Below are 21,746 nucleotides of genomic sequence, written 5' to 3'. Positions count from 1 at the left end.
GTAACTAAATTTCTGCTTTCGGGTACTGTAGTCTTAAGCTACATACGAATTTATGCATATAACCTTTACATTTTTCTTTCAGATATGCTGATTATTATACTCGCTGGCCTCTTACTAGCCTTTAGTGCCCCGGTTCTGCACAAGTGGCTGGGCAAGTATTTGTATGTGCCCATGGCCCTGTACCCTTTGTCGGCTTTCGTGTACTTTTTAACGTTGTTGCCGCAGGTACTGGCCGGCGAAACTGTTACCGCAATTTACCTGTGGGCTCCATCACTCAATATTAACCTTCATTTTTACCTCGACGGGCTAAGTCTGTTTTTCGCCCTGCTGGTAACTGGCTTTGGCACCCTGATTATGACTTATGCGGGCGGCTACCTGAAAGGAGACAATCTGCTGGGCCGCTTTTACCTTTACTTAACTTTGTTTATGGTTGCCATGACCGGCGTGGTGCTTTCAGGGAATATTTTTTGCCTATTTGTTTTTTGGGAATTAACCAGTCTTAGTTCTTACCTCCTCATTGGGTACAAGCATGCCAAAGAGGAATCCCGGAAATCGGCTTTACAGGCCTTGCTGGTTACGGGTGGCGGTGGACTGGCACTCATGGCAGGGTTACTGCTCATGGGCTCTGTAGGAGAAACATTTACTATCAGCGACTTGCTCAACCGTGGCAGCCTGATCACGGAGCACAACTTGTACCTGCCCATGCTGGTGTTGGTGCTGCTGGGAGCCTTTACCAAATCGGCGCAGTTCCCGTTCCATTTCTGGTTACCCAATGCTATGGCTGCCCCTACACCCGTAAGCGCCTATCTGCATTCGGCCACTATGGTAAAGGCAGGAATTTATCTCCTGGCAAGGTTTACTCCTGTGCTTGGTGGCACAGATGCCTGGCAGTACACGCTCATGACCGTAGGCGGTATAACTACTTTATTAGGGGCTTTGCTGGCCATGCAGCACAAAGACCTCAAAGCTATTCTGGCTTACACCACCATCAGCGCCCTTGGCATTCTGGTTACCATGACGGGGGTAGGCACTGCCCCTGCCCTGCAGGCTATGCTCGTTTTTTTACTGGCGCATGCGCTGTACAAGGGCACGCTTTTTCTGGTTGCTGGCAACGTAGACCATGCCACCGGCACCAGAGACTTAGACTTTTTACGCGGCCTGGGCCGAAACATGAAGCCCACGGCCATAGCCGCATCTTTGGCTGCTCTTTCCATGGCTGGGGTATTGCCTTTTTTTGGCTTTATTGGTAAAGAACTACTCTACGAGGCTGCGCTTGGCGCCACTACCTTCAAAGTTATGCTGTTTGCTGTCTCCTTCTTTTCGGGGATGGTGTTTGTGGCCATTGCCATTGTGCTGGGTTTTAAATTTTTCTGGCAACCTACCGCCACTCCCACACCGTTGGAACATCACCTGGCCCCTGCCTTGCAGTTACCCCCATTATTGGTAGCCTCTGTAGGCTTGTTATTTGGCCTGTTCCCCGCTTTTTTTGTTACCCCTCTTTTAAGAAGAGCAGCAGAGGCCATGCTGGGAGTGGAGCAACTGTTTGAACTGGCTTTATGGCACGGGTTTAATTTGGTGCTTGGCTTAAGTGGTCTTACGATGGTACTGGGTTATGTAGCTTACCGGTGTTCCAACCGCCTGCACACGTACGCCCCCCGCCTGAACCCGCTGTACAAAATGGGGCCTCAGCGCCTATACGAACTTTTTCTGACGGGACTGCTGAAAGGGGCGACCAGTATTACTCAAAGACTTCAGAACGGGTACCTGCGCAGCTATATATATATAATTATCTCCACGTTAATAGGGCTTGTGATCCTGGTGCTGCTAAAAAAGGGACCTGTCCTTGATTTGAGTGAAAATTGGCGTGAGATGGGAAATGCCAGGCTTTACGAACTGGTGCTGCTGGTGCTCCTGGTTCCTGCTCTTCTATTTTTGTTTCGTACGCGCTCCCGCCTTACTTCCATTGCTATATTGGGTATGATCGGCTATTCTATCGCGCTCTTTTACATACTTTTTGGAGCACCTGATGTGGCAGCTACGCAGCTCCTGATCGAGACTCTGACGGTGGTAATCTTTGTGCTGATTCTGCATAAACTGCCTGAATTTAAGTTTCTCAGCTCCCGGTATCAGAAGGCAAAGTACATGGCTATTTCAGTATTGTTCGGCGGGGTAATGGCCTACCTTACCCTGCTCGTAAAGCAGTATCCGCTGGTCTCGGGTTTGAAAGCATACTATGGCGAAAACAGTTACCTGCTGGGGCATGGCCGGAATATAGTCAATGTAATTCTGGTAGATTTCAGGGCTCTGGATACCTTGGGCGAAACCACTGTACTGGCTGTTGCGGCCATTGGTATTTATGCCATGCTCAAACTTAAAATGGATAATGAACACTAAGCCCTATGAAGACACTAATACTGGCAGTTGCCATTCGCCTGTTTATACCGCTTTTCGTGATCTTTTCAGTTTATATTCTGTTCAGGGGCCACAATCATCCTGGAGGAGGATTTATTGGTGGTTTAATCTGTGCGATTGCTTTCATCTTTCATACCATGGCGCATGGTCCAAAGGACACGGCTTTTACTTTCTTCACTTTTAAATATTATCGCCCCGCCATAGCAAAAGAAAAAAATAGGGTGGCTCTGCCTCTTTGGATATTGTATAAGAATTTTTTCTTCAAAAAAGAAGTAAGAACCTCACAAAACTGGCATGTACGGCTCTGGATGGTAGACCCAATATTTATTATTGCTTCAGGTCTATTTCTGGCGGCAACCAGTGGTGTATTTGGTTTATTGGGCAATCAACCTTACATGACTGCCTTATGGGCAGATTTCTACCTGCCCATTTTTGGTAAACCCGGCACACCTATTATGTTCGATTTTGGGGTATACCTGCTGGTGCTGGGTGTGGTCCTGAAAATAACTTTTGTAATGGCCGAAGAATAAACAACTATGGAAATACTATTGCCACTACTCGTCGGAATACTTTTTGCGTCAGGTCTTTACCTGATCCTTCACCGTCATTTTTTTAAACTTATCCTGGGCGTTATTTTATTCGGATTGGGTACCAACCTGTTTTTGTTTGTGATCGGCAGGCTAACCAGGGGCAACACTGCTATCATAGACAATGGCGATAAAATGGCGGCAGAACCCTTTGCAGATCCTGTTCCGCAGGCTTTGTTACTCACTGCCATTGTCATCGGTTTTGGTATTCAAGCTTTTGCCATCGTTCTTATTAAGCGCGTTTACCAGGCATTCGGTACCAATGACCTTGATGACCTCGACAAAACAGATAAAATTCAGGAGGAGTAGCCTTAAATTTAAATTGGCTACTTTTTTAGGTGCCCTTAAATATCCAACTCTAATTTTTGCTGACTAACCTATTTTATGCCACAATCGCTACTAATACTACCCTTACTTATTCCTCTTTACGGCGCCATCTTCTGCCTTTTTTTCTGGCGGAAACTAGGCGTGCAGCGGGTAATTGGTGTGGTAACGCAACTAAGCCTTTGCGCTGCATCCGCCTTTTTGCTTATAGAAACAGACACCAACGGCATACAAACTACGCAAATTGGTAATTGGGAAGCCCCCTTTGGTATAACACTCGTTGCAGACCTGTTTAGCTGCCTGATGGTGCTGGCAAGTTCAGTGGTAGGTATTGCTGTGTTTCTGTTCTCGCTCCGCGGCCTAAGCAATGCCCGCCAACTTTTTGGATATTACCCTCTGTTGCTTCTTCTCCAGATGGGCGTAAATGGCGTTTGCCTGACAGGAGATTTGTTTAACCTGTTTGTCTGGTTCGAGGTTCTCCTGATCTGCTGTTTTGTACTGATTGCCCTGGGTGGCAGTAAACCGCAACTGGAAGGGTCTATTAAGTATGTGACTATTAATTTTTTAGCATCCAGCTTCTTGTTAATAGGTATTGGCATGGTGTATGGCATATTGGGTAGCCTTAACATGGCAGAATTGGCTTTGCTAATCAGGTCGGCAGAAACTAACCATGGGCTTATTACATTGGCCGGAATGTTCTTTTTGGTGGCGTTGGGCATTAAAGCCGCCATATTTCCGTTATTTTTCTGGCTTCCCGCCTCCTACCACACTCCTCCTATCGGAATTTCTGCCTTCATTGCCGGGCTCATCACCAAGGTAGGTTTATATGCGCTGGTCAGGCTGTTTACGCTGCTTTTTGTGCTGAACCAGGATATTTTATTGCCCTTGTTACTCGTGCTCTCAGGATTAACCATGGTAATAGGTGTGTTAGGTGCCGCTTCTCAGGTAGATTTCCGTAAGATCCTTTCTTTCCATATCGTCAGCCAGATTGGGTATATGGTCATGGGGCTGGCCATTTTTACGCCCCTAGCCATTGCAGGAACCATTTACTTTGTTATTCATAACATTCTTGTTAAAACCTGTTTGTTCCTCATCAGTGGAGTTGTTTACAGAACCAATGGCTCCTTTGCGCTTAAGAAGTTAGGGGGTGTTTATCTGTATCAGCCTATGCTTTCTGTCATGTTTGTGATAGCAGCCTTCTCGCTGGCCGGTATACCGCCTTTTTCCGGGTTCTGGGGAAAATTTATGTTGGCAAAAGCAGGTCTGGAAGCAGAAAGTTATGGATTGGTCGCCACCTCACTAGGGGTTAGTTTGATTACTATTTTTTCGATGACTAAAATCTGGAATGAAGTTTTCTGGAAAAAGAAACCGCAGCCAAGCGAAGAGGCCCTGCAGTTTATTACCGAGGCCAACATCAAGAATAAGTGGGTTTTGCGACTCTTACACCTGCCTGTTTTGCTTTTGATCTTTTTTATCCTGTTTATAGGGTTGTATGCTGAGCCGTTGGTAGGGCTGGCGCTCCGGGCATCAGAACAGCTCCTTAACAGCGAAATATACATTAACGCCGTACTGCATAGATAACATGAAGACATTCCTGATACATAGTAGTATATCGTTCTTAGGGGCCTACCAGTTTTTTAAACTGAGTGACCTGCTGCCTTATAATGCCACCACAGCGGCTGGTGTGTTCCTGGTGATCTTGGTGGTACTGTGGCTAACGAGTCCTCTCTATCACCGCGCCTACTTTAGAAAGCTTCCCAAAGTTTTAAATTTTGTGCTGTTCTTTTTAAAAGAAGTGGTGGTGGCAAACCTTAAAATCGCTTATGATATTATTACACCAAAATACATGATGAAGCCAGCCGTGCTGGCACTTCCGCTGGATGTAAAAGAGGACCTGGATATAACATTGCTGGCTTGCATGATTTCGCTTACGCCTGGGTCACTTACCCTGGATGTACGCGAAGATAAAAAGGTGCTTTATGTGCACACCTTATATGTAGAAAACGACGACCTCGACAAACTGAAACGGCTAATCAAAAACGGATTTGAACGACGCATACTGGAACTGACAACATGAGCATATTTTCTGTTACTCTTATTATTGCCATTGGAGCTCTTAGCATTTGCCTGGTGCTTACAGCCATCCGCTTTGCCATAGGCCCAACCTTACCCGATCGCATCACTGCTTTCGATTTGTTTGTGGCAAATGTGATAGGCATTATAGCTATTTATACGGAGCTTACCGGCAATGCCGACTTTATTGATGTTGCCATCATCTTATCGCTGTTTGGTTTTTTAGGCTCTATTTCCTTTGCCTACTTCTTAATGAAAACAACCCGCTGAACTATGTTTGAAAACCTGGATCTTTTACTGGTAAGAGAAATCATCAGCTCTATCTTTATTCTAGCGGGCGTTGCCTTTATGCTGATATCCACCATAGGCCTTCTGCGCTTTCCTGATTTTTATATTCGTATGTCGGCTATCACCAAAGGAGCAACCTTGGGCGTGGGCCTCATATTAACAGGGCTGGGTATTTATTTTAACCAACCAAGCATGATGCTGAAAGTGCTCGCTATCGTTTATTTTACCTTTATTACGGCACCAGTGGCGGCACATGTGATTGGCCGCACAGCCGTGCAAAATAAAATTCCGTTCTGGGATAGAACCAACCTGAAGGAGCTGCAGGACTATATTAAAAAAGAGCATCTTTCAGAAAACCAGGATGCACCGGATGAGGACATGAAAACAAAAGAATATTAACCTGCTAGCTATTTCTCTTGCGGAGATTTGTCTTGTTGTGATTCAAGAAAAGGTCGCATTGACTCGGCGTAGCATGTAAACGATGACACCGATTGTAGCTGTAGATCAGGATAAGATATAGCCGTTAGTCTGCCTCCGAAAACACAGCCGGTATCTATGTTGACTGTATTGTTTTTCCAGCGTGGTTCTTTTACAGGCGTATGCCCATAAACTACTAAAGCCGAGCCCGTGTAATCTGCAGCCCAATCCAAACGGATAGGCAAGCCTAGGTGGTCGAGTTCGCCATTGGTAGGACCAAACAGGCAGAGTTGCCGAACCGATTTGCTATGCCTCCCATGATAGGTTTCTGCCAAACCAGCGTGAGCCACTACTAATTTACCTTCGTCCAGCACAATATGGTGCGGAAGCTCTGTCAGGAACAGGCATACTTTGCTTATAAAGCTTTTGCTGTACCTGCTGAGTTGCTCTAGTGTGAGTTCCAGGCCATGCCGTATGTGCACGCTGTTGCCTTGCAATTTGCGTTTCAGTTTATCGTCGTGATTGCCGCTTACACACCAGGCTACTCCTTGTTCTACCAGGTCCATAACAAGGCGCAGCACTTCTGGCGAATTAGGGCCTCGGTCTACCAGGTCTCCTACAAAAAGTAGTTTATATCCTTCCGGTGCAACTGCCTCATATTTTTTTAAATCATTATTTTCTGTAATTCTGTAGCCCAGGCTCTGCAACAGCATAAGGAGTTCATCAAAACACCCGTGTACATCGCCAATAATATGAAATGGGCCATGTTTTTCCGTTAGAATCAGGTTTCCTTCTAAATCATTCTTCGAATCCATTTTCAATCGCTTTTTCACCATTGTCTACACACCTTTATTATAACACCAAATCTATAAGAAGGGTTAATAATTATAATACTATTTTTGCACGATGAACAGTTATCATTGAAGCAAGGCTTTTATAAATTTTGCCTGCTTCAAATTCTGTGCTTCTAACATTAAAATTACAGCTCCTGTACCTTAAGAGGAATGCCCTACTATAAGAAATACAAAATACCGCTGCTCTGGCTCAGGCGGCACACTTCTAACCGCGACTTCGTATTAATTTCGAGTGTGGTGATAGGGTTAACAGCCGGTGTGGCTGCAGTTGCTCTTAAACTGCTGGTACATTATATACAGGAGCTATTGGCTTATGGCAACCGTTTATTGGACCAACCGCTCTGGCTGGTGGTGTTTCCGATTGTAGGTATTTTTATTACTGTTTTGCTGGTGCAGACGCTCTTTAAAGGTCAGATCGGAAGGGGAACAGCTAATATCTTATATATAATATCTCAAAAATCGAGCATGGTGGAGCGGCACAAAATGTTTTCGCATGTGCTTACCAGTGGCATTACGGCTGGATTTGGAGGCTCCGCTGGTTTGGAATCGCCTATAGTAGTTACCGGTTCTGCGATTGGTTCAAATTTTGGCCGGTCGTACCACCTGAACTACCGCGACCGAACGTTGCTGCTGGCTTGTGGTGCTGCGGCTGGCATTGCTGCCGTTTTTAATGCACCCATTGCAGGTGTACTTTTTGCCGTGGAGGTCCTTCTTGCAGACATTAGTATTGCAGCCTTTATTCCACTCATTATCTCGGCGGTGGCCGGAGCCCTCTGCTCGAGAGTAATTTTAAAGGAAGATATCTTGTTTTTCTTTGGTGAGATCAGTTCTTTTCAGGCGGCCAATGTACCTTTTTATGTCGCGTTAGGACTAATTACCGGTCTGCTTTCTGTGTTTTATACCCGGATGGCACTTCGAATTGAAGAACTGTTTGAGCCTTTCCAGAACCAGGTGTACAAGCGTGCTCTTATTGGAGGTGGCCTGTTGGGACTCCTTATTATGCTGTTCCCACCTTTATTTGGTGAAGGCTACCAAAGCATCAAAATTCTGGAAAGCGGTGATATTTCTCCTTTGTTACAAAATAGCTGGCTTTCGTTTATGGGCACAAACCAGTGGCTGCTGCTGGGTTTTGTTGGGGCGCTGGCACTAGTAAAGGTTTTTGCTACTACCTTCACCATAGCCTCTGGTGGCAATGGTGGTAACTTCGCACCCTCCATGTTTGTGGGGGCACATGCCGGTTTCTTTTTTTCGAGACTGGTAAACATGCTCCAACTAAAGCCTATACCGGAAAGCAGTTTTACAGTTGTGGGCATGGCCGGTATTCTGAGTGGTGTGATGCACGCTCCGCTTACCGCGGTCTTTCTAATAGCTGAAATAACCGGGGGTTACACGCTCATGATTCCGCTCATGCTCGTCTCTGCTACTTCTTTTGCACTGGTTAAATATTTTGAGCCCTACTCGCTCGATACTAAAAAGCTGGCTCAGAAAGGAGCCCTGCTTGCCCGTAACAAAGACATGACCGTGTTGCGCATCATGAAGATTCAGCACCTGATTGAAACCGATTTTCAGGCTGTTTCACCTACGGCTACATTAGGAGAGTTGGTGGAAATTATAGCTCACTCCAAACGAAATCTATTTCCGGTGGTAAATGAGAAGCAGCACCTGGAAGGGATTATTTTACTTGAGAATGTACGGGAGATCATGTTTAAACCCGAAAAATATGAAATTGTAAAAGCTGGTGAACTTATGATTCAGCCACCGGTGCTGGTGCAGCACGACGATAATATGGCTGATGTCATGAAGAAGTTTGATGAAGCTGGTGTTTGGAATTTGCCAGTGTTAAAAGATCAGAAGTACCTCGGTTTTGTCTCCAAATCCAGCATCTTTACGAAATATCGCAAGCTGCTGATTAAGACAACAGAGCTAAACTAGTGTATAACTGCCTCTTAAGAGCGGCTTAGCTATAGGTGAAAAACATTTGTAAAAGGCTCAGGAAGGCTCAGTTGATTAGAATAATTTGGTTGCTGATCATTTCATTTAAAGTTGACTACATTTTTTAAATGTTTTCTTTGAGTGTAGAAGATGCTGTTACTGCAGGTTAATTTCAATTATTTAAAACAGCAAGGCTCTCTTAATACAGTGTCTCCTAAAAAGCCTCTAGAAGGTTATTTTTATTGGATTAATTAGATCTGATGGCAATTTAAAACGAAAGTATGCAGGAATATTTAACTGGGCTAATAAATCAATTTGTGGCCAAGAGTTCCAACTTACGCTTGAAGATTGCGTAAAATGAGTAAAGGTAAAACTTTTGATTACTAAAAGGTTTTTATACCTTTGTTACCAGCGTGTACTGATGCTTTACTTATTGTATTTCATCAGAAGCAAAGTGGCAACGTCATCAATCGGATACGTGTCGTTTGTCATATAATGCTGCACCATGCCATCTATAGAGGCAAAAAGTAATTTCGCTTCCAGTTCAGGAAAAGGAATACCACTGTTGATCAGGTGGTGCCGAACCTTTTCTTCCGCTGCAGCCAATTGCTTTTTTATTTCCGACTCCAATTGTTGAGCCTCATCCGATTGTAGATGCACTGTTTGCAGCAATTTGCAAAACGCTTTGTTAGCTTTTAGGAATTTCATCTTGTGCCGCACAAATTGCTCTATGGCTGAGCGCGGAGCAGGTTCTTCCAAAAGTTGGGCATATGCCTCTTTTACCGCCACACTTCCCTGCTTCAGAATTTCTAGCAACAACTCATCTTTACTTTCAAAATAATTATACATCAGGCCCAAAGATATTTCAGCTTCTTTTGAAATATTTCGGATTGACGTAGCTTCAAATCCTTTCTCAGAAAATAATCTCAGTGCTGTTTCGATAATTAACTGTGTGGTCTGGTCGCGTTTCTGCTGAAATTTACTCATAATTTGATTATATGAACACGTGTTCAAATATGTCGAATATTTTATTGTAATACAAGAGCCTTTTAGTTGTAATATTAGATATTGCTAACATTTTTAGCAAATATAGTGAAAGACATTTTAAAGCCTCTATCCTATCCTTCTCTTTCTGTACTTAAATCTCATTTCACGTTCAACTATTAAAAAAGATTATGCCTCGTTACATATCTTTTTTGGGAATAGGTGAAAAACTGTTTCTTGTTTTAAATGCTCCATTGATTTATCTGAAGCCCATAGGTTGTTGATATATTGTTCAATTATTTTCTGTTTTTACATTTCTGTTTAAAGTATGTTCAAAAGTAGTTTAGCTGTTGCTCTGCATTGAATCATTGTTCAGAGGAGGTAGAGGCAGGAATGGTAATTAAACATTTGTTCATGCTCCTTTACGGGTTGAGGTATTTTGAACATGTGTTCATGATTAAGTGCTCGTTTCTTTTGTTGTGATCTATGATTCATGCTTAGCTTATAATTCCACCTATATGAACCATCGTTTATTAATAGTGGGCGTGAGGCTGGTATTTTAATGTTAAAGGACTTCGCTTTATTTAGTTCAGGAAAAACCTTAATTTCAGTTATGAAAATACCTGTCTGGCTTGATCGCATTTTATATCCTTTTCAGCACCACCAGCTCAACCTTGCCGATGGTAAACTTCATTATGTTGATGAAGGAACAGGTGAGCCCATCGTGTTTGTGCATGGCACTCCCACCTGGTCTTTTTTATGGCGGCAACAAATTAAATCGCTCAGTAGAAATTTCAGGTGTATTGCCCCTGATCATCTCGGCTTCGGATTATCTGATAAACCAGGTTATGTAACCCTCACACCAGAAGTTCATGCTGCTAACCTTGAGACTTTTTTGCAGCACCTTAACCTGCCAAAGTTTACTTTGGTGGTTCACGATTTTGGAGGACCAATTGGGTTAGCCTATGCTTTAAAATACCCAGAGAAAATCAAGAACCTGGTAATTTTAAATAGCTGGATGTGGAGCCTAGAACAAGAAGGAAAAATTACGCGAATTAGTAGATTTATGGCTGGGGGTATAGGTAAACTACTTTATACTCGCCTGGCTTTTTCGCCTAAACTGCTTTTGCCACAGGGGTATTTTGAACGCAAGCACCTTACCAAAGATGTACATCGGCATTACTTGAAACCCCTCTCCTCCCCCACCGCCAGATTAGGTTCCTGGCACTTTGCAGTGGCACTTTCTGCATCTGATAAGTGGTTTGACTCGCTATGGGACCAGCGGGGAAAATTAATTACTATTCCGAAGCTGATTATTTGGGGGGAGAAAGACAAACTTTTGCCGCTTACTTTACTGGAGAAATGGCAAAAGGTTTATCCTGATGCAGTAGTTAAGCGCATCAAGGCAGGTCACTTTTTACAGGAAGAGAAAGGCAGCGAGGTAACCCAGGCTATTTTAGAAGCCTTCCCAGTAAAGCCTACACTTTAAAAAAAATAATAAGCACAACCTGGAACGCTATACAACTGGACTAAATCTTTCCATTGCCTTTGTCATAAAATAATAACCCTGAATATCCACCTCATGATAAGGAGAGAGATTCAGGGTTTTAGGAGGTACTTTACATAATAATGAAACTAAAGATTATTTGAGATTGATAGTTTAGAAACTGTCGAAACTATCAGAGGAAAAATGCAAGTACAGGAAACAGGTAGATCGATGAAGTAATTATGTCCTTCCAAAAACTACTTTGCTTTATGTCGTTCCTGCAGTATGGTTACGACATCTTTTAGCTCCAGATCAGTTGCTGCTAAGAGCACGAGCAGGTGGTAGAGCAAATCGGCGGCTTCGCCTTTCATGGTCTCAAGTTCTCCGGCCACTGCATCTATTACTGTTTCCACTGCTTCCTCTCCAACTTTCTGTGCTATTTTATTTATCCCTCTGTTAAACAGGAAATTTGTATAAGATCCTTCTTCCGGATTTATTTTACGTTGATGAATAACTCCTTCCAGCTGTGCTATAAACCGGATGGCGGCAGCACGGTTCGCGCTCTCTTCTTCGCCGAAGCAACTTGTGGAGCCGGTGTGGCAAGTGGGCCCGTTTGGTTTCACCTTAATGAGCAATGAATCGCTGTCGCAGTCTTTGGCTATGCTGATCACCTCCAAAGTATTGTTGGAAGTTTCGCCTTTGGTCCAGAGGCGGTTTTTGGTTCTGGAGAAAAAAGTAACCAGTCCCTCCTGCTGTGTTTTTTCCAGCGCCTCCTGGTTCATGTACCCTAGCATAAGTACCTGCCCAGTTAGGTCGTCCTGAATTACGGCTGGCACTAGGCCACCTGCTTTTTCGAAATCTAATTCCACTTTAATTTAATTTTAAATGAGTTTAATAGTTGCAGCATTCTATGGTGAGAGTACACACTATAAGTTTTAATTTGTGCTGTAGTTGTATGTTCGCGAATATTGGAGGCCACAAAATATGTAATACTAAGTACTAATTTAACTTATTACTGGAAAACCAAGCAAATATATTTTTTTACCTTTGCGCGTTATGGTTCCTCTTTCCCACCTATAATCATCAGAATACAAGCCCTCCAATAGCACATCCAGATCTTTTAATGTGTAAGTTCGGACATTAGACACTGCACCATCCCAGGCAAAAAATAATGGAATAATAGGTAGTAGGTAAGTAAAGATAATTTGCTTCCATGTCAAAGGCCTTACAAAGGGAGTAATCAGGAAGGCCATGATAAAATTCAAAGGTAAGGCTACCCACCACATCAAGGTCGGTAAACTATTGTCGCTTATTTCATAGATGCAGATAGGCTGCCTGCTTTCTTTAGCATTGATCAGGATGTTTCTAGCTGTGTTAGGCCTCATATGATGAAAACTACACACCATTGTTCTCACACCAATCAAGTCGGATGGTACGTTGGCGGCATCTATGGAATTGGTTTTATAAGCTATACCAGAGCTTGCTTGTCTGTTGATTTGAGTGGCTAAGTCTCTATTGGGGTACAAGTCTGTTAAAGTTAGGGTTAAATTCTTAAGCTGGTATTCTCCCTTCAAAGTCTCAGCAACGGCTAACATGGCCCCGCCACTTCCTGAGCATAAATCAATGATGGATGGCCTGGGTGAATACCTGATTACTTTATTCACCAAATCCGCTAAATCCTTGGTGGTGCCTAAAAGTCTGTGCATCACCACAATGAGTCTGGTTAAACTAATCCGGAGCCAATCCGGAAACCATGGCATGTCCTCAAATTCAAACAAGTGGATTCTTTTCATTTTGATATTGGCTACGGCGTTTAGGACAGGCTACGAACGAGGCGTAGCCGAGTATGGAGCCTGTCCTAAACGTTGTAGCATGTTTTATTTTATCTCTGTTCCGAATCCACTTTTATAGAGGAAGTAGGTTATACCTGTCTTACCATCAGCGTTAATCAGCTTCTTTTTCTCAATCTGGTAGTTTTTTACTTTTAGGTACTCAAGAAGGACTCGATTGCTTACTTCTGCTCCATTGTCAAAATTGAGTCTAATAGGGAAAGTACTTCCGTTCGGATTCTGAGTATGAATGTAGATGGCATCTTCTATGCTATCCTTTTCATCTATTTCAATCCAGTATTGGTAATCCTTAGGGTAGTGCTGCAGTTTGGCTTCTACCATTGCTGCCAAATCAAAAAGTGCATCCAAGTGCTGCTTTCGTGCCTTCCACGACCTATTCCCTAAGCCTATATTGTCAATGTGCAGGTGAAAGAAGTCAAACCAAGACTGCTCTGAACCGCAAAAGTCTATAAACTCTGGTAGTGTCTGATTTTTTAAGTTCCTAAAGTACTTTCTTAATCCCCTTCTTTTCATTGATTATAAATCCTGACTAACGTTTATTTCTCAGGCCGTTTCGAAGCCTAATTCTTCAGGTTTCAGGTCTAATTTAGCGATGTTTTTCTTTATCCGCTGCACCAGCTTGAGCTTTCTTTTCTCATCGAGGAACAGGTACTGGGTAGGCGGGTTGTAAGGCACGCGGTAAGTGAGCATGTGCCAGATGATCACCGCCAGCTTCCGGGCCGTAGCGCTCACGGCTGCCTGCCTTCCTTTCCGGAAAGCCACTCTTTTGAAGAAGTCCGACAGGTGCGTCTCGCGCAGGTTGCCGATGGCATTGGCAGCGTTTCTAAGAGCAATTTTGAGTCGGTTACTGCCCTTAGGAATATGGGAGCTGAGCACCCGGCCCCCGCTCACCTTTGTGTTGGGGCAGAGCTTGAGCCAATTGGAAAACTGCTTGGCCGTGGGAAACTTGTAGATGCCCTCGGCGCCCACCTCACTCATGAGCGCCATCACCGTAGAGTGGCTCACCCCCTCGATTCGGAGCAGGTCCACCCCGCCATAGTACTGAAAGGCCAGTTGGTTGAGGTCCATCTGCTGCGGGGCGTTCTTGTTCACCCGCTTATAAGGCTTGGGGGCAGCCTTCAGCTCCCGCCTCTGCTCGTCTGCTCCAATCTGCTCTCGGAGCAACTGCTCGATGGCTGTGTCGCAGGCGGCGATCTTTGCCTGCAGCACCTGGTAGAGTTCCAACTCCTGGGAGAGGGCGAAGAGCAGGTCCCGGCGGCCGTTGCCGCAGAGGGCCCGGGCAATCTCCTCTCTGGACTTGCGGCAGTTGCCGTGCCGGAAGCAGGCCAGCCGCGCCGGGTCGGTCTCCCCACGGCAGACGGCCTCCATGATGGCCATGCCCGTCTGGCCGGTGATGTCGCGCACCACCACGTCGAGCCGCAGGTTCAAAAGCCGCAGGTACTTCTGCATCTTCTGCGTGGTCACGGCGCACGTCTCCAGCAGCGAGGCGCGGTGGCGGCAGTAGGTTCTGAGCTGCTCGGTGGCCGCATCAGGCAGAAAGCTGCCTGTCAGCAGCCCGAGCGAGTGCAGGCGCTGGATCCACTGGCAGTCCTGCACGTCCGTTTTGCGGCCCTTGATGTTCTTGGTGAACTTGCCGTTGCAAAGCAATACCTCGAGGCCCTCCTGCTGCAGGGCCGTGAACAGGTTCTGCCAATAGGTGCCCGTGCTCTCCATGGCCACGGTGGTGATCTGCTGCTCGTGCAGCCACTGGGCCAGCTGCCGCAGGTCAGCATCATAGACGCCGAACTCCCGCACCTGGTCTGCTCCCTGGCCCACGGCCACAAAGTGGGAGCGGCTGCCTACGTCGATGCCGGCGGCGCGGGGGTTGACGATCTCCATGGGCATCCTTCTCTTTTTCATAGCTGTAAGGAATGAAGTGAAAGAAAAATGATCCCAGGGGAGTGTACTCTTTGGTTTTGAAAGTATCCTGAACGGGGTTCCCTATATTATCGGGACCACCACTGAAATCACCTCATGGCCCTCCTGCAGCAACAAAAAGGCTTTCTACACCCCAACCAGAATGTGACCCGAGCTTCGAAGCATCAATGAAAATCCGGTCTTGCAAGGGATACAAGGTAGATACGCAGAAACGTTAGCGAAAGAAATCAATAGTTAATATAGGGGGAATGTGCTGCAACGGTTAGTATAAACGACGAGCAAGGCCGTCGGCCGAAGGGTGACGTTTATGCATTGTTAGCGGAAGTTTTTCTTTTTAATCCATGTTTCAATGTTAAAGGGAATTGGGCAGCTTTTCTAAATTCCAATCATCAACAACATAATAGTTCCAAAGTCCCCTCCTCGCTGTAAGTCTAAGTTGGAAATCCTTTGGGGCTAAATCTTGATAGTTTTCAATATATCTGTTGCTGACTTCAAACTTGTAAAACTTTCCTGAGTAGTAGAATCCAACATCGCTTCTTCCTTTTTTCCCAGTTCCAGTATGAAATTGCGCTACCTGTAGACTAATGTTTTTTTCTCTATTTGTGGATGCTACCTTCTCGTTTATAAAGTCCCAAGTCAGTCGGGCTATAAATCCGATACTCAAATAAGACCCTATGGCTCCTTGGACAATCATAAAGCCTATGAATATAATCTTCAGGAAATAATTTTTGATGGCCGTTAATCTGTTTATAACATATTCTCTCCTGTATATCCCTAGGATAGTTAAGCCTAAAATTAAAGGCAGAATATTAACAAATAATAAATGCCTAATGTCATTGCCAATCTTTAAAGTATCAAAAAACAAAAAGTAACCAATGTTGGTAGCTCCTAGAGCTATAAATATTCTATAGTGAATATCATCAGTCCTTTTTTCTCTTCTTATGAAATCCTTCTTTTTGCTAATAGTTTTCATTATTGAAATTACCGCTAACTAGCAGCTAAACGTAATAAACATACGCTTATCTGCACTATATGCGGGGTAAATTTAATTCAAGCTGTTCTTTAAACCCGCACATCCACTCCCTGCTCCTTCAAATAATTTTTCAGCACCGGAATTTCTAATTCGCGGAAGTGGAACAAGCTGGCAGCTAAGGCAGCATCGGCTTTGGCCTGGTGAAAGACATCGGCAAAATGCTTCATAGTGCCGGCTCCACCAGAAGCGATAACGGGCACCGAAACGGCTCTGGCTACCTCGCCAGTAATGTCGAGGGCGAAACCAGCTTTGGTGCCATCGTTGTTCATGCTAGTGAGCAGAATTTCGCCGGCTCCAAGTTCTGTTACTTTTCGGGCCCAGTTCACGGTGGCGTGTTCGGTTTCTACGGTTCCGGCACGGGAGTAAACTTTCCAGCCAGTGGCCTCTGTGTATTTGGTATCAATGGCCACCGTCACACACTGGCTGCCAAAGCGGTTAGCCAGCTCTTCTACCAGTTGCGGGTGGCGAATGGCCGAGGAATTAACAGAGACTTTATCAGCACCAGCCTGAAGCAAAAGTTCTACATCGGCTACAGCCCCTATGCCTCCTCCTACTGTAAACGGTATATCGATGTGGCGGGCTATATCGCGTACGAGGGCGGCAAAGGTTTTGCGTTCTTCGTTGGTGGCGGTAATATCCAGAAACACAAGTTCGTCGGCTCCTTGCTCCGCGTACCAAGCCGCCAGCTGCACCGGATCACCTGCATCACGAATGTTTTCGAATTGAATGCCTTTCACGCAGCGTCCGTTCTTAATGTCGAGGCAGGGTACTATGCGTTTGGTTAACATAAAAATCGATTCAAGTCTTTTAATGAAATTGTGCCTTCATAAATCGCTTTGCCAATAATGGCGCCATACACACCCATTTCCTGCAGCTCCTCCAGGTCGGCTACTGTCGTTACACCGCCGCTGGCAATAATGGCGGCTCCTGGTTGCGTTGTTTTCAGGTGGCGGTAAGTTTCAGTTGATGGTCCCTGCAGCTTGCCGTCTTTGCTCACATCGGTACAGATAAATAGCTTTGCCCCTGTCTGCACATAATCAGATATAAAATCCTGCAGCGCATAGGTGCTCTCTTCGGTCCAGGCACTGATGGCGATGTTAGCTCCTTTAAAATCGGCTCCCACAATTATTTTTTCCGGACCGTACTGCTGCAGCCAGTTTTTAACTGTTTCCGGTTCACGCACGGCAATGCTACCGGCAGTTATTTGAGAGGCCCCCGCATCAAAAGCCTGCTTCAAAGCCTCTTCCGACTGCAGTCCTCCTCCAAAATCGATTGTGAGATTGGTGTTAGCGGCAATGGTTTCCAGCACATGCAGGTTTACTGGCTTACGGGCACGGGCACCGTCAAGGTCCACCAGGTGCAGGCGCTTTATGCCATTTGCTTCAAATCGTTTGGCTACCTCAAGTGGGTTGCTGTCGTAGGTGGTTTGCTGGGCAAAATCGCCTTCGGTGAGGCGTACGCACTGGCCACCGATCAGGTCGATGGCAGGAATTATTTCCATCATAGAGCTAAGAAGTTCTTTAAAATTCGGCTACCAGCTGGCCCGCTTTTCTCGGGGTGGAACTGGGCAGCATAAAAGTTTTTGTATTGAAGGGCAGCCGAGAATGGCTCCGGGTAAGAGGCTTGGGCAATAGTATGTTCGCCAAGTGGTACGTAATAGCTGTGCACAAAGTACACATACTCCTGCTCCTGCAGTCCTTCAAAGAGTGGTGTTTGCAGGTGGTGCAACTGGTTCCAGCCCATGTGCGGCACTTTCAGGTCGGTTTTAAACCGGAGTACCTTTTCCGGGATAATGCCTAGTGTTTCGGTGTCGTTCTCTTCGGAGTGCTGGCACAACAGCTGCATGCCCAGGCACACGCCAAAAAAGGGCTGCTCCAATGTTGGCAGCAATTTATCGAGGTTGCGGGCGCGGAGCTCGGCCATAGCCGACGATGCCTCTCCCACTCCAGGAAAAATTACCTTGTCAGCTGCTTTTATAACTTCGGCTTCGCAACTCAGCGTAGCCTGCACCCCCAGCCGTTCCAGCGCAAACAGCACCGACTGCACATTACCGGCCTTATAATCAACAATAACTAAATTCATTCTTTCAAATTAAAAATTAGAAATTAAAATTGGGGATGAGCTCAGGAGCCTTTCCAATTTCGGGTATTTCTGGTACTGAAACAAAAAAGCCTGGCTCTTACGGAGTCAGGCTTTTGGATATATTTTTACAAATTTAGCAAATCCATAGGCTATCGGCTCCGAAACTGATGCTTCGCAGATGATGGTGATGCAAATGTGCCAAAGTCCCTGTCATGGCGTAAAGATATAGTATCTCTTTTATAATGTATAACGAAATGAAAGAAAATGTTTGAGTTCTTCAAGATCATCAACCATTTTCAGATTATTGCAAGTGATGCATCTTACTCTGCTACCCTTTTGGTGTCTATTAATCAGTCTGACATCCAATCACTTCTGCTGTTACTCCAATTTCTCTTCCACTTTGTCTCATGGGATGGCTTACAACAAGGTGCCACTAAGCAGAGCTGCTGCAATAGAGAAATAGATAACCAAACCAGTTACATCTACAAGCGTGGCTACAAAAGGAGCCGATGAAGTCGCTGGGTCGAGACCCAGTTTGTGCAGCAGGAACGGGATCATGGAGCCTGAAAGGGTTCCCCACAACACAATGCCGACCAACGAAAAACCTATGGTTAACCCGATCAGGTGCGCATAAGGGCCATAATCGTATAAACCCGCCTGTTGCCACACCATAATTCGAACAAAACCAATAACACCCAGAATTACCCCGAGTAGCAAACCAGACAGAATTTCTTTGCGCATTACATACCACCAGTCTTTGAGATACAGCTCTTTAATGGCCATGGCACGCACAATAAGGGTAGCTGCCTGAGAACCTGAATTACCCCCACTCGAGATGATAAGCGGAATAAACAGCGCCAGCACCACAGCCTGCTCCAGTTCATCTTCAAAATAACCCATGGCAGAAGCTGTTAACATTTCGCCCAGGAACAGGATAATGAGTACACTGGCTCGTTTGCGTACCAGCGACAGTAAGGGCGTTTCGGTATAAGATAGATCCAGGGCTTCCAGACCACCAAATTTCTGAATGTCTTCAGTGTCGCGTCTTTCTATCTCATCAAAAATATCGTCGTGGGTGACAATGCCCACTAATACTCCATTTTCCGAAACTACCGGCATAACCGCCCTATCGTATTTATCGAATTGCTCGATGGCTTCTTCTCGGGTCATGGTGGTGGTAAGCGATACGAACTGGTAATCCATCAGCGACTCCATGGTTTGCTCCTCGTCTGCCATCAGCAGCTTACCAATCCGGATGTCGTCGATGAGTTTATTTTCTTTGTCGACAACATACAGGTGGTTTAGAGTTTCTGCCTTTTTGCCATAACGCTTGATGTTCTGCATGGCCTGCTTTACGGTCCACCCTTTTTTTGCCTGTATATAATAAGGAGTCATGACGCGGGCAATGCTTTTTTCGGGGTATCCGAGCAGGTTTAGTGCAATGCTCTTTTCCTCGTCCGAAAGCAGGTTGATAGACTCCTTGATGAGCAGGTCCGGAAAGTTCTCAAAAATCTCGGTACGGTCGTCGGGAGCCATATTTTCCAAAATTTCGGCTGTTTCCCTGGAACCGAGTTCTTTTAAGATTTCCTCCTGCACCGTGTGATTGAAATAAGTAAAAACCTCGGCCTTCAACTGGCCAGGCAGGAGCAGAAAAGCAATAATTCTTTCCTTCTCATTTAGCTCATTTATTATTTCAGCAATGTCGCTGGGGTGTTTGCTCTTGAGGTCCTTTATGTTTAATTCGTTGTAGAGCGTTCTCATACTTTGCTGCGCCAAATTGAAAGTAAAACTTGAATTTAATATGAAACAGTCTAACAGTTTCGTTGTTGCCTGCTCACTTTAAACTGTTGTAACTAAGGCCTTTGTTTATCGCTAGTTAAGGTTTAATCATAATACTAAACCTATCCAGGGTTTCTGCTGGTAAATCCAGCTGTTCCTATTGCTGTCGGCCAAGATATCGAGCCCTACTGTTAGACCAATAGAAATATTGTTGATTCCTAAGTTCGGTGTTTCAGGATTGTAAATTTTTGCTCAAATGTAAGTAGTTTGTAACTCCTGTACTTTGGAAAAGGCTTTTGAGTTATTCATATGCGTTTTTCTTAGCCAAGCGAATAATTATTCTAATGAAAACAGCCTTCCGGAGGCAAAACTAAGAATTTCAGACTTTGGCCTTGTTCCGTTTTTCACCTGCTCCCCTCTAGCTATCTCTTGTAGTTTGGCTGCTACCTTTTTTAAAAGAACAGGCTATTTTAAATTAAAAGATATGCACATCAACTTACAATAAATAAGAAAGGGAGCTTTAGGTTAAAAACCTCTTGCTCCCTTTCTTATTTATTGTAAGTTGATTACCAGTATATAATGCTTCATGTCTTCCTGTAAAACCTGATAGCCAGTTGCAATTATTCTAATGAAAATGCTCTTCCGGAGCCATATTTAAACAAAGTAGCTACAAAGGCAGCCTTTTTAGTAATAGACTTTAGTTGGCCAATTAAGAAATTAAAAGCTGGCTCTTAATGCGTAAGCCTGGCGCATTTTACTGATCAGGCGTTCAGACTCCTGGAAATTTAAAGTTTGTTGCCCATCAGAAAAGGCTTCTTCGGGTTTCTGGTGTGTTTCATAAATTACGCCATCGGCTCCCGCCATTACGGCAGCCAGCGACATGTCATCTACAAAATCGCGCAACCCAATACCATGCGATGGGTCTACAATTACCGGCAGGTGCGTTTTTGCCTTTAACACCGGAACAGCATTTAGGTCTAATACATTGCGGTAGGCATTTTCATAAGAGCGGATGCCGCGCTCACAGAGCATAATCTTTTCGTTGCCGTTAGAGAAAATGTATTCTGCCGCCTGAAGCAGCTCTTCTAAAGTGCCGGAGATCCCTCTTTTTAGCAGCACTGGTTTCTGCGCCTCGCCTAAGGCATCGAGCAGGTTAAAGTTCTGGCTGTTGCGTGCTCCCACCTGAAACACATCTACATAATCGGCCATTTCTTGAATTTGCGAAACCTGCATGACTTCTGTTATAATTTTGATGCCGTTCTCGCTGCAGATCTGGTGGAACATGCGCAGACCTTCCAGGCCCATGCCCCTGAATGCATAAGGTGAACTTCGTGGTTTAAAAACGCCGCCACGCATGATTTTCACGTTGTTAGCTTTCAGGTGCTCAACCACAAGTTCAATCTGTCGCTCACTCTCGATAGAGCAAGGGCCAGCCATAATACTAAACTGCCCCTCTCCTATTACAACACCATCACCTAAGTCTATTTGCGTAGCAGAGACGCGCCATTTGCGCGAGATGAGTTTATACTCATCCGAAACGCGGTGAATATCTGCTACTCCTGGCAATTGGCCGATCGTACGGATATCGAAGTCCTTTTTGCCGATAGCAACCAGATAATCTCCTTCCTGTGTTTTTACTTCATTGGCTTTGTAACCAATCGCTTTTACCTGCTTCAGAATAGCTTCTTTCAGGTGGTCTGGCAGCCCTTGCTGTAATTGAATGATCAT

At 45.0% G+C, this 21,746-nt stretch carries 21 protein-coding genes; 9 read left to right on the top strand and 12 right to left on the bottom strand.

Annotated features, from left to right (window positions below; translation table 11 throughout):
• Positions 1 to 84: 84 nt before the first annotated feature.
• The 7 genes from ACMA1I_RS12225 to mnhG all read left to right on the top strand — a co-directional run bounded on the left by ACMA1I_RS12225 (position 85) and on the right by mnhG (position 6,083).
• A complete protein-coding gene (locus ACMA1I_RS12225) occupies positions 85 to 2,394 on the top strand; it encodes a putative monovalent cation/H+ antiporter subunit A (RefSeq protein ID WP_337068625.1) in 2,310 nt (769 codons plus the stop codon).
• A 5-nt stretch (positions 2,395 to 2,399) separates the two neighbouring features.
• The gene (locus tag ACMA1I_RS12220) at positions 2,400 to 2,942 is read left to right on the top strand and encodes an MnhB domain-containing protein (RefSeq protein WP_337068624.1); all 543 of its coding nucleotides are present in this window, start codon (positions 2,400 to 2,402) and stop codon (positions 2,940 to 2,942) included.
• A gap of 6 nt (positions 2,943 to 2,948) precedes the next feature.
• Positions 2,949 to 3,308 (top strand): Na+/H+ antiporter subunit C, encoded by a 360-nt coding sequence (locus ACMA1I_RS12215; protein WP_337068623.1) that lies wholly within the window; start codon positions 2,949 to 2,951, stop codon positions 3,306 to 3,308.
• Between the two features lie 75 nt (positions 3,309 to 3,383).
• A complete protein-coding gene (locus tag ACMA1I_RS12210) occupies positions 3,384 to 4,904 on the top strand; it encodes a proton-conducting transporter membrane subunit (RefSeq protein WP_337068621.1) in 1,521 nt (506 codons plus the stop codon).
• A 1-nt stretch (position 4,905) separates the two neighbouring features.
• On the top strand, positions 4,906 to 5,400 hold the full coding sequence (locus ACMA1I_RS12205; protein WP_337068620.1) for a Na+/H+ antiporter subunit E: 495 nt from the start codon (positions 4,906 to 4,908) through the stop codon (positions 5,398 to 5,400).
• The gene (locus ACMA1I_RS12200; RefSeq protein WP_337068618.1) at positions 5,397 to 5,666 is read left to right on the top strand and encodes a monovalent cation/H+ antiporter complex subunit F; all 270 of its coding nucleotides are present in this window, start codon (positions 5,397 to 5,399) and stop codon (positions 5,664 to 5,666) included. The genes ACMA1I_RS12205 and ACMA1I_RS12200 overlap by 4 nt, the downstream gene beginning before the upstream one ends.
• A 3-nt stretch (positions 5,667 to 5,669) precedes the next feature.
• A complete protein-coding gene (gene mnhG, locus ACMA1I_RS12195) occupies positions 5,670 to 6,083 on the top strand; it encodes a monovalent cation/H(+) antiporter subunit G (RefSeq protein WP_337068617.1) in 414 nt (137 codons plus the stop codon).
• Positions 6,084 to 6,091: 8 nt separating this feature from the next.
• Here the strand turns inward: mnhG and ACMA1I_RS12190 are convergent, their stop codons facing one another.
• The gene (locus ACMA1I_RS12190; protein ID WP_337068616.1) at positions 6,092 to 6,916 is read right to left on the bottom strand and encodes a metallophosphoesterase; all 825 of its coding nucleotides are present in this window, start codon (positions 6,914 to 6,916) and stop codon (positions 6,092 to 6,094) included.
• Between the two features lie 189 nt (positions 6,917 to 7,105).
• Here ACMA1I_RS12190 and ACMA1I_RS12185 point away from each other — a divergent pair, with 189 nt between their 5' ends.
• A complete protein-coding gene (locus ACMA1I_RS12185; protein WP_337068615.1) occupies positions 7,106 to 8,887 on the top strand; it encodes a chloride channel protein in 1,782 nt (593 codons plus the stop codon).
• Positions 8,888 to 9,313: 426 nt separating this feature from the next.
• Here the strand turns inward: ACMA1I_RS12185 and ACMA1I_RS12180 are convergent, their stop codons facing one another.
• The gene (locus ACMA1I_RS12180) at positions 9,314 to 9,874 is read right to left on the bottom strand and encodes a TetR/AcrR family transcriptional regulator (protein ID WP_337068614.1); all 561 of its coding nucleotides are present in this window, start codon (positions 9,872 to 9,874) and stop codon (positions 9,314 to 9,316) included.
• 610 nt (positions 9,875 to 10,484) lie between these two features.
• Between ACMA1I_RS12180 and ACMA1I_RS12175 the strand changes: the two genes are divergently transcribed.
• Positions 10,485 to 11,360, top strand: coding sequence for an alpha/beta fold hydrolase (locus ACMA1I_RS12175; RefSeq protein WP_337068613.1), 876 nt, complete (start codon positions 10,485 to 10,487; stop codon positions 11,358 to 11,360).
• Between the two features lie 254 nt (positions 11,361 to 11,614).
• Here the strand turns inward: ACMA1I_RS12175 and hisIE are convergent, their stop codons facing one another.
• The 10 genes from hisIE to ACMA1I_RS12125 form a co-directional block, all read right to left on the bottom strand.
• Entirely contained in the window at positions 11,615 to 12,226 is a 612-nt protein-coding gene (gene hisIE, locus ACMA1I_RS12170) for a bifunctional phosphoribosyl-AMP cyclohydrolase/phosphoribosyl-ATP diphosphatase HisIE (RefSeq protein ID WP_414703907.1), read from the bottom strand.
• A 135-nt stretch (positions 12,227 to 12,361) separates the two neighbouring features.
• Complete coding sequence (locus ACMA1I_RS12165; RefSeq protein WP_337068612.1) at positions 12,362 to 13,150, bottom strand: hypothetical protein; 789 nt, start codon at positions 13,148 to 13,150, stop codon at positions 12,362 to 12,364.
• An 84-nt stretch (positions 13,151 to 13,234) separates the two neighbouring features.
• On the bottom strand, positions 13,235 to 13,555 hold the full coding sequence (locus tag ACMA1I_RS12160) for a hypothetical protein (protein ID WP_337068611.1): 321 nt from the start codon (positions 13,553 to 13,555) through the stop codon (positions 13,235 to 13,237).
• Positions 13,556 to 13,750: 195 nt separating this feature from the next.
• Positions 13,751 to 15,106, bottom strand: coding sequence for an IS110 family transposase (locus ACMA1I_RS12155; RefSeq protein WP_337068610.1), 1,356 nt, complete (start codon positions 15,104 to 15,106; stop codon positions 13,751 to 13,753).
• Positions 15,107 to 15,476: 370 nt separating this feature from the next.
• Positions 15,477 to 16,097, bottom strand: coding sequence for a hypothetical protein (locus ACMA1I_RS12150; RefSeq protein WP_337068609.1), 621 nt, complete (start codon positions 16,095 to 16,097; stop codon positions 15,477 to 15,479).
• Between the two features lie 89 nt (positions 16,098 to 16,186).
• Complete coding sequence (gene hisF, locus ACMA1I_RS12145; protein WP_337068608.1) at positions 16,187 to 16,945, bottom strand: imidazole glycerol phosphate synthase subunit HisF; 759 nt, start codon at positions 16,943 to 16,945, stop codon at positions 16,187 to 16,189.
• Entirely contained in the window at positions 16,939 to 17,661 is a 723-nt protein-coding gene (gene hisA / locus ACMA1I_RS12140) for a 1-(5-phosphoribosyl)-5-[(5-phosphoribosylamino)methylideneamino]imidazole-4-carboxamide isomerase (protein ID WP_337068607.1), read from the bottom strand. The genes hisF and hisA overlap by 7 nt, the downstream gene beginning before the upstream one ends.
• Complete coding sequence (gene hisH, locus ACMA1I_RS12135) at positions 17,658 to 18,239, bottom strand: imidazole glycerol phosphate synthase subunit HisH (protein WP_337068606.1); 582 nt, start codon at positions 18,237 to 18,239, stop codon at positions 17,658 to 17,660. The genes hisA and hisH overlap by 4 nt, the downstream gene beginning before the upstream one ends.
• A 417-nt stretch (positions 18,240 to 18,656) precedes the next feature.
• Positions 18,657 to 20,000 carry a magnesium transporter gene (gene mgtE / locus ACMA1I_RS12130; protein WP_337068605.1) on the bottom strand — a complete coding sequence of 448 codons (1,344 nt, stop codon included), beginning with the start codon at positions 19,998 to 20,000 and terminating at the stop codon, positions 18,657 to 18,659.
• A gap of 735 nt (positions 20,001 to 20,735) precedes the next feature.
• A complete protein-coding gene (locus ACMA1I_RS12125; RefSeq protein WP_337068604.1) occupies positions 20,736 to 21,746 on the bottom strand; it encodes a bifunctional 3-deoxy-7-phosphoheptulonate synthase/chorismate mutase in 1,011 nt (336 codons plus the stop codon).

Origin of the sequence: Pontibacter sp. 13R65 (genome assembly GCF_047525655.1) — a bacterium.
Taxonomy (GTDB): domain Bacteria; phylum Bacteroidota; class Bacteroidia; order Cytophagales; family Hymenobacteraceae; genus Pontibacter.
The sequence above is the reverse complement of the archived record's forward strand: the minus strand, read 5'-3'. Positions and strand labels throughout refer to the sequence as shown.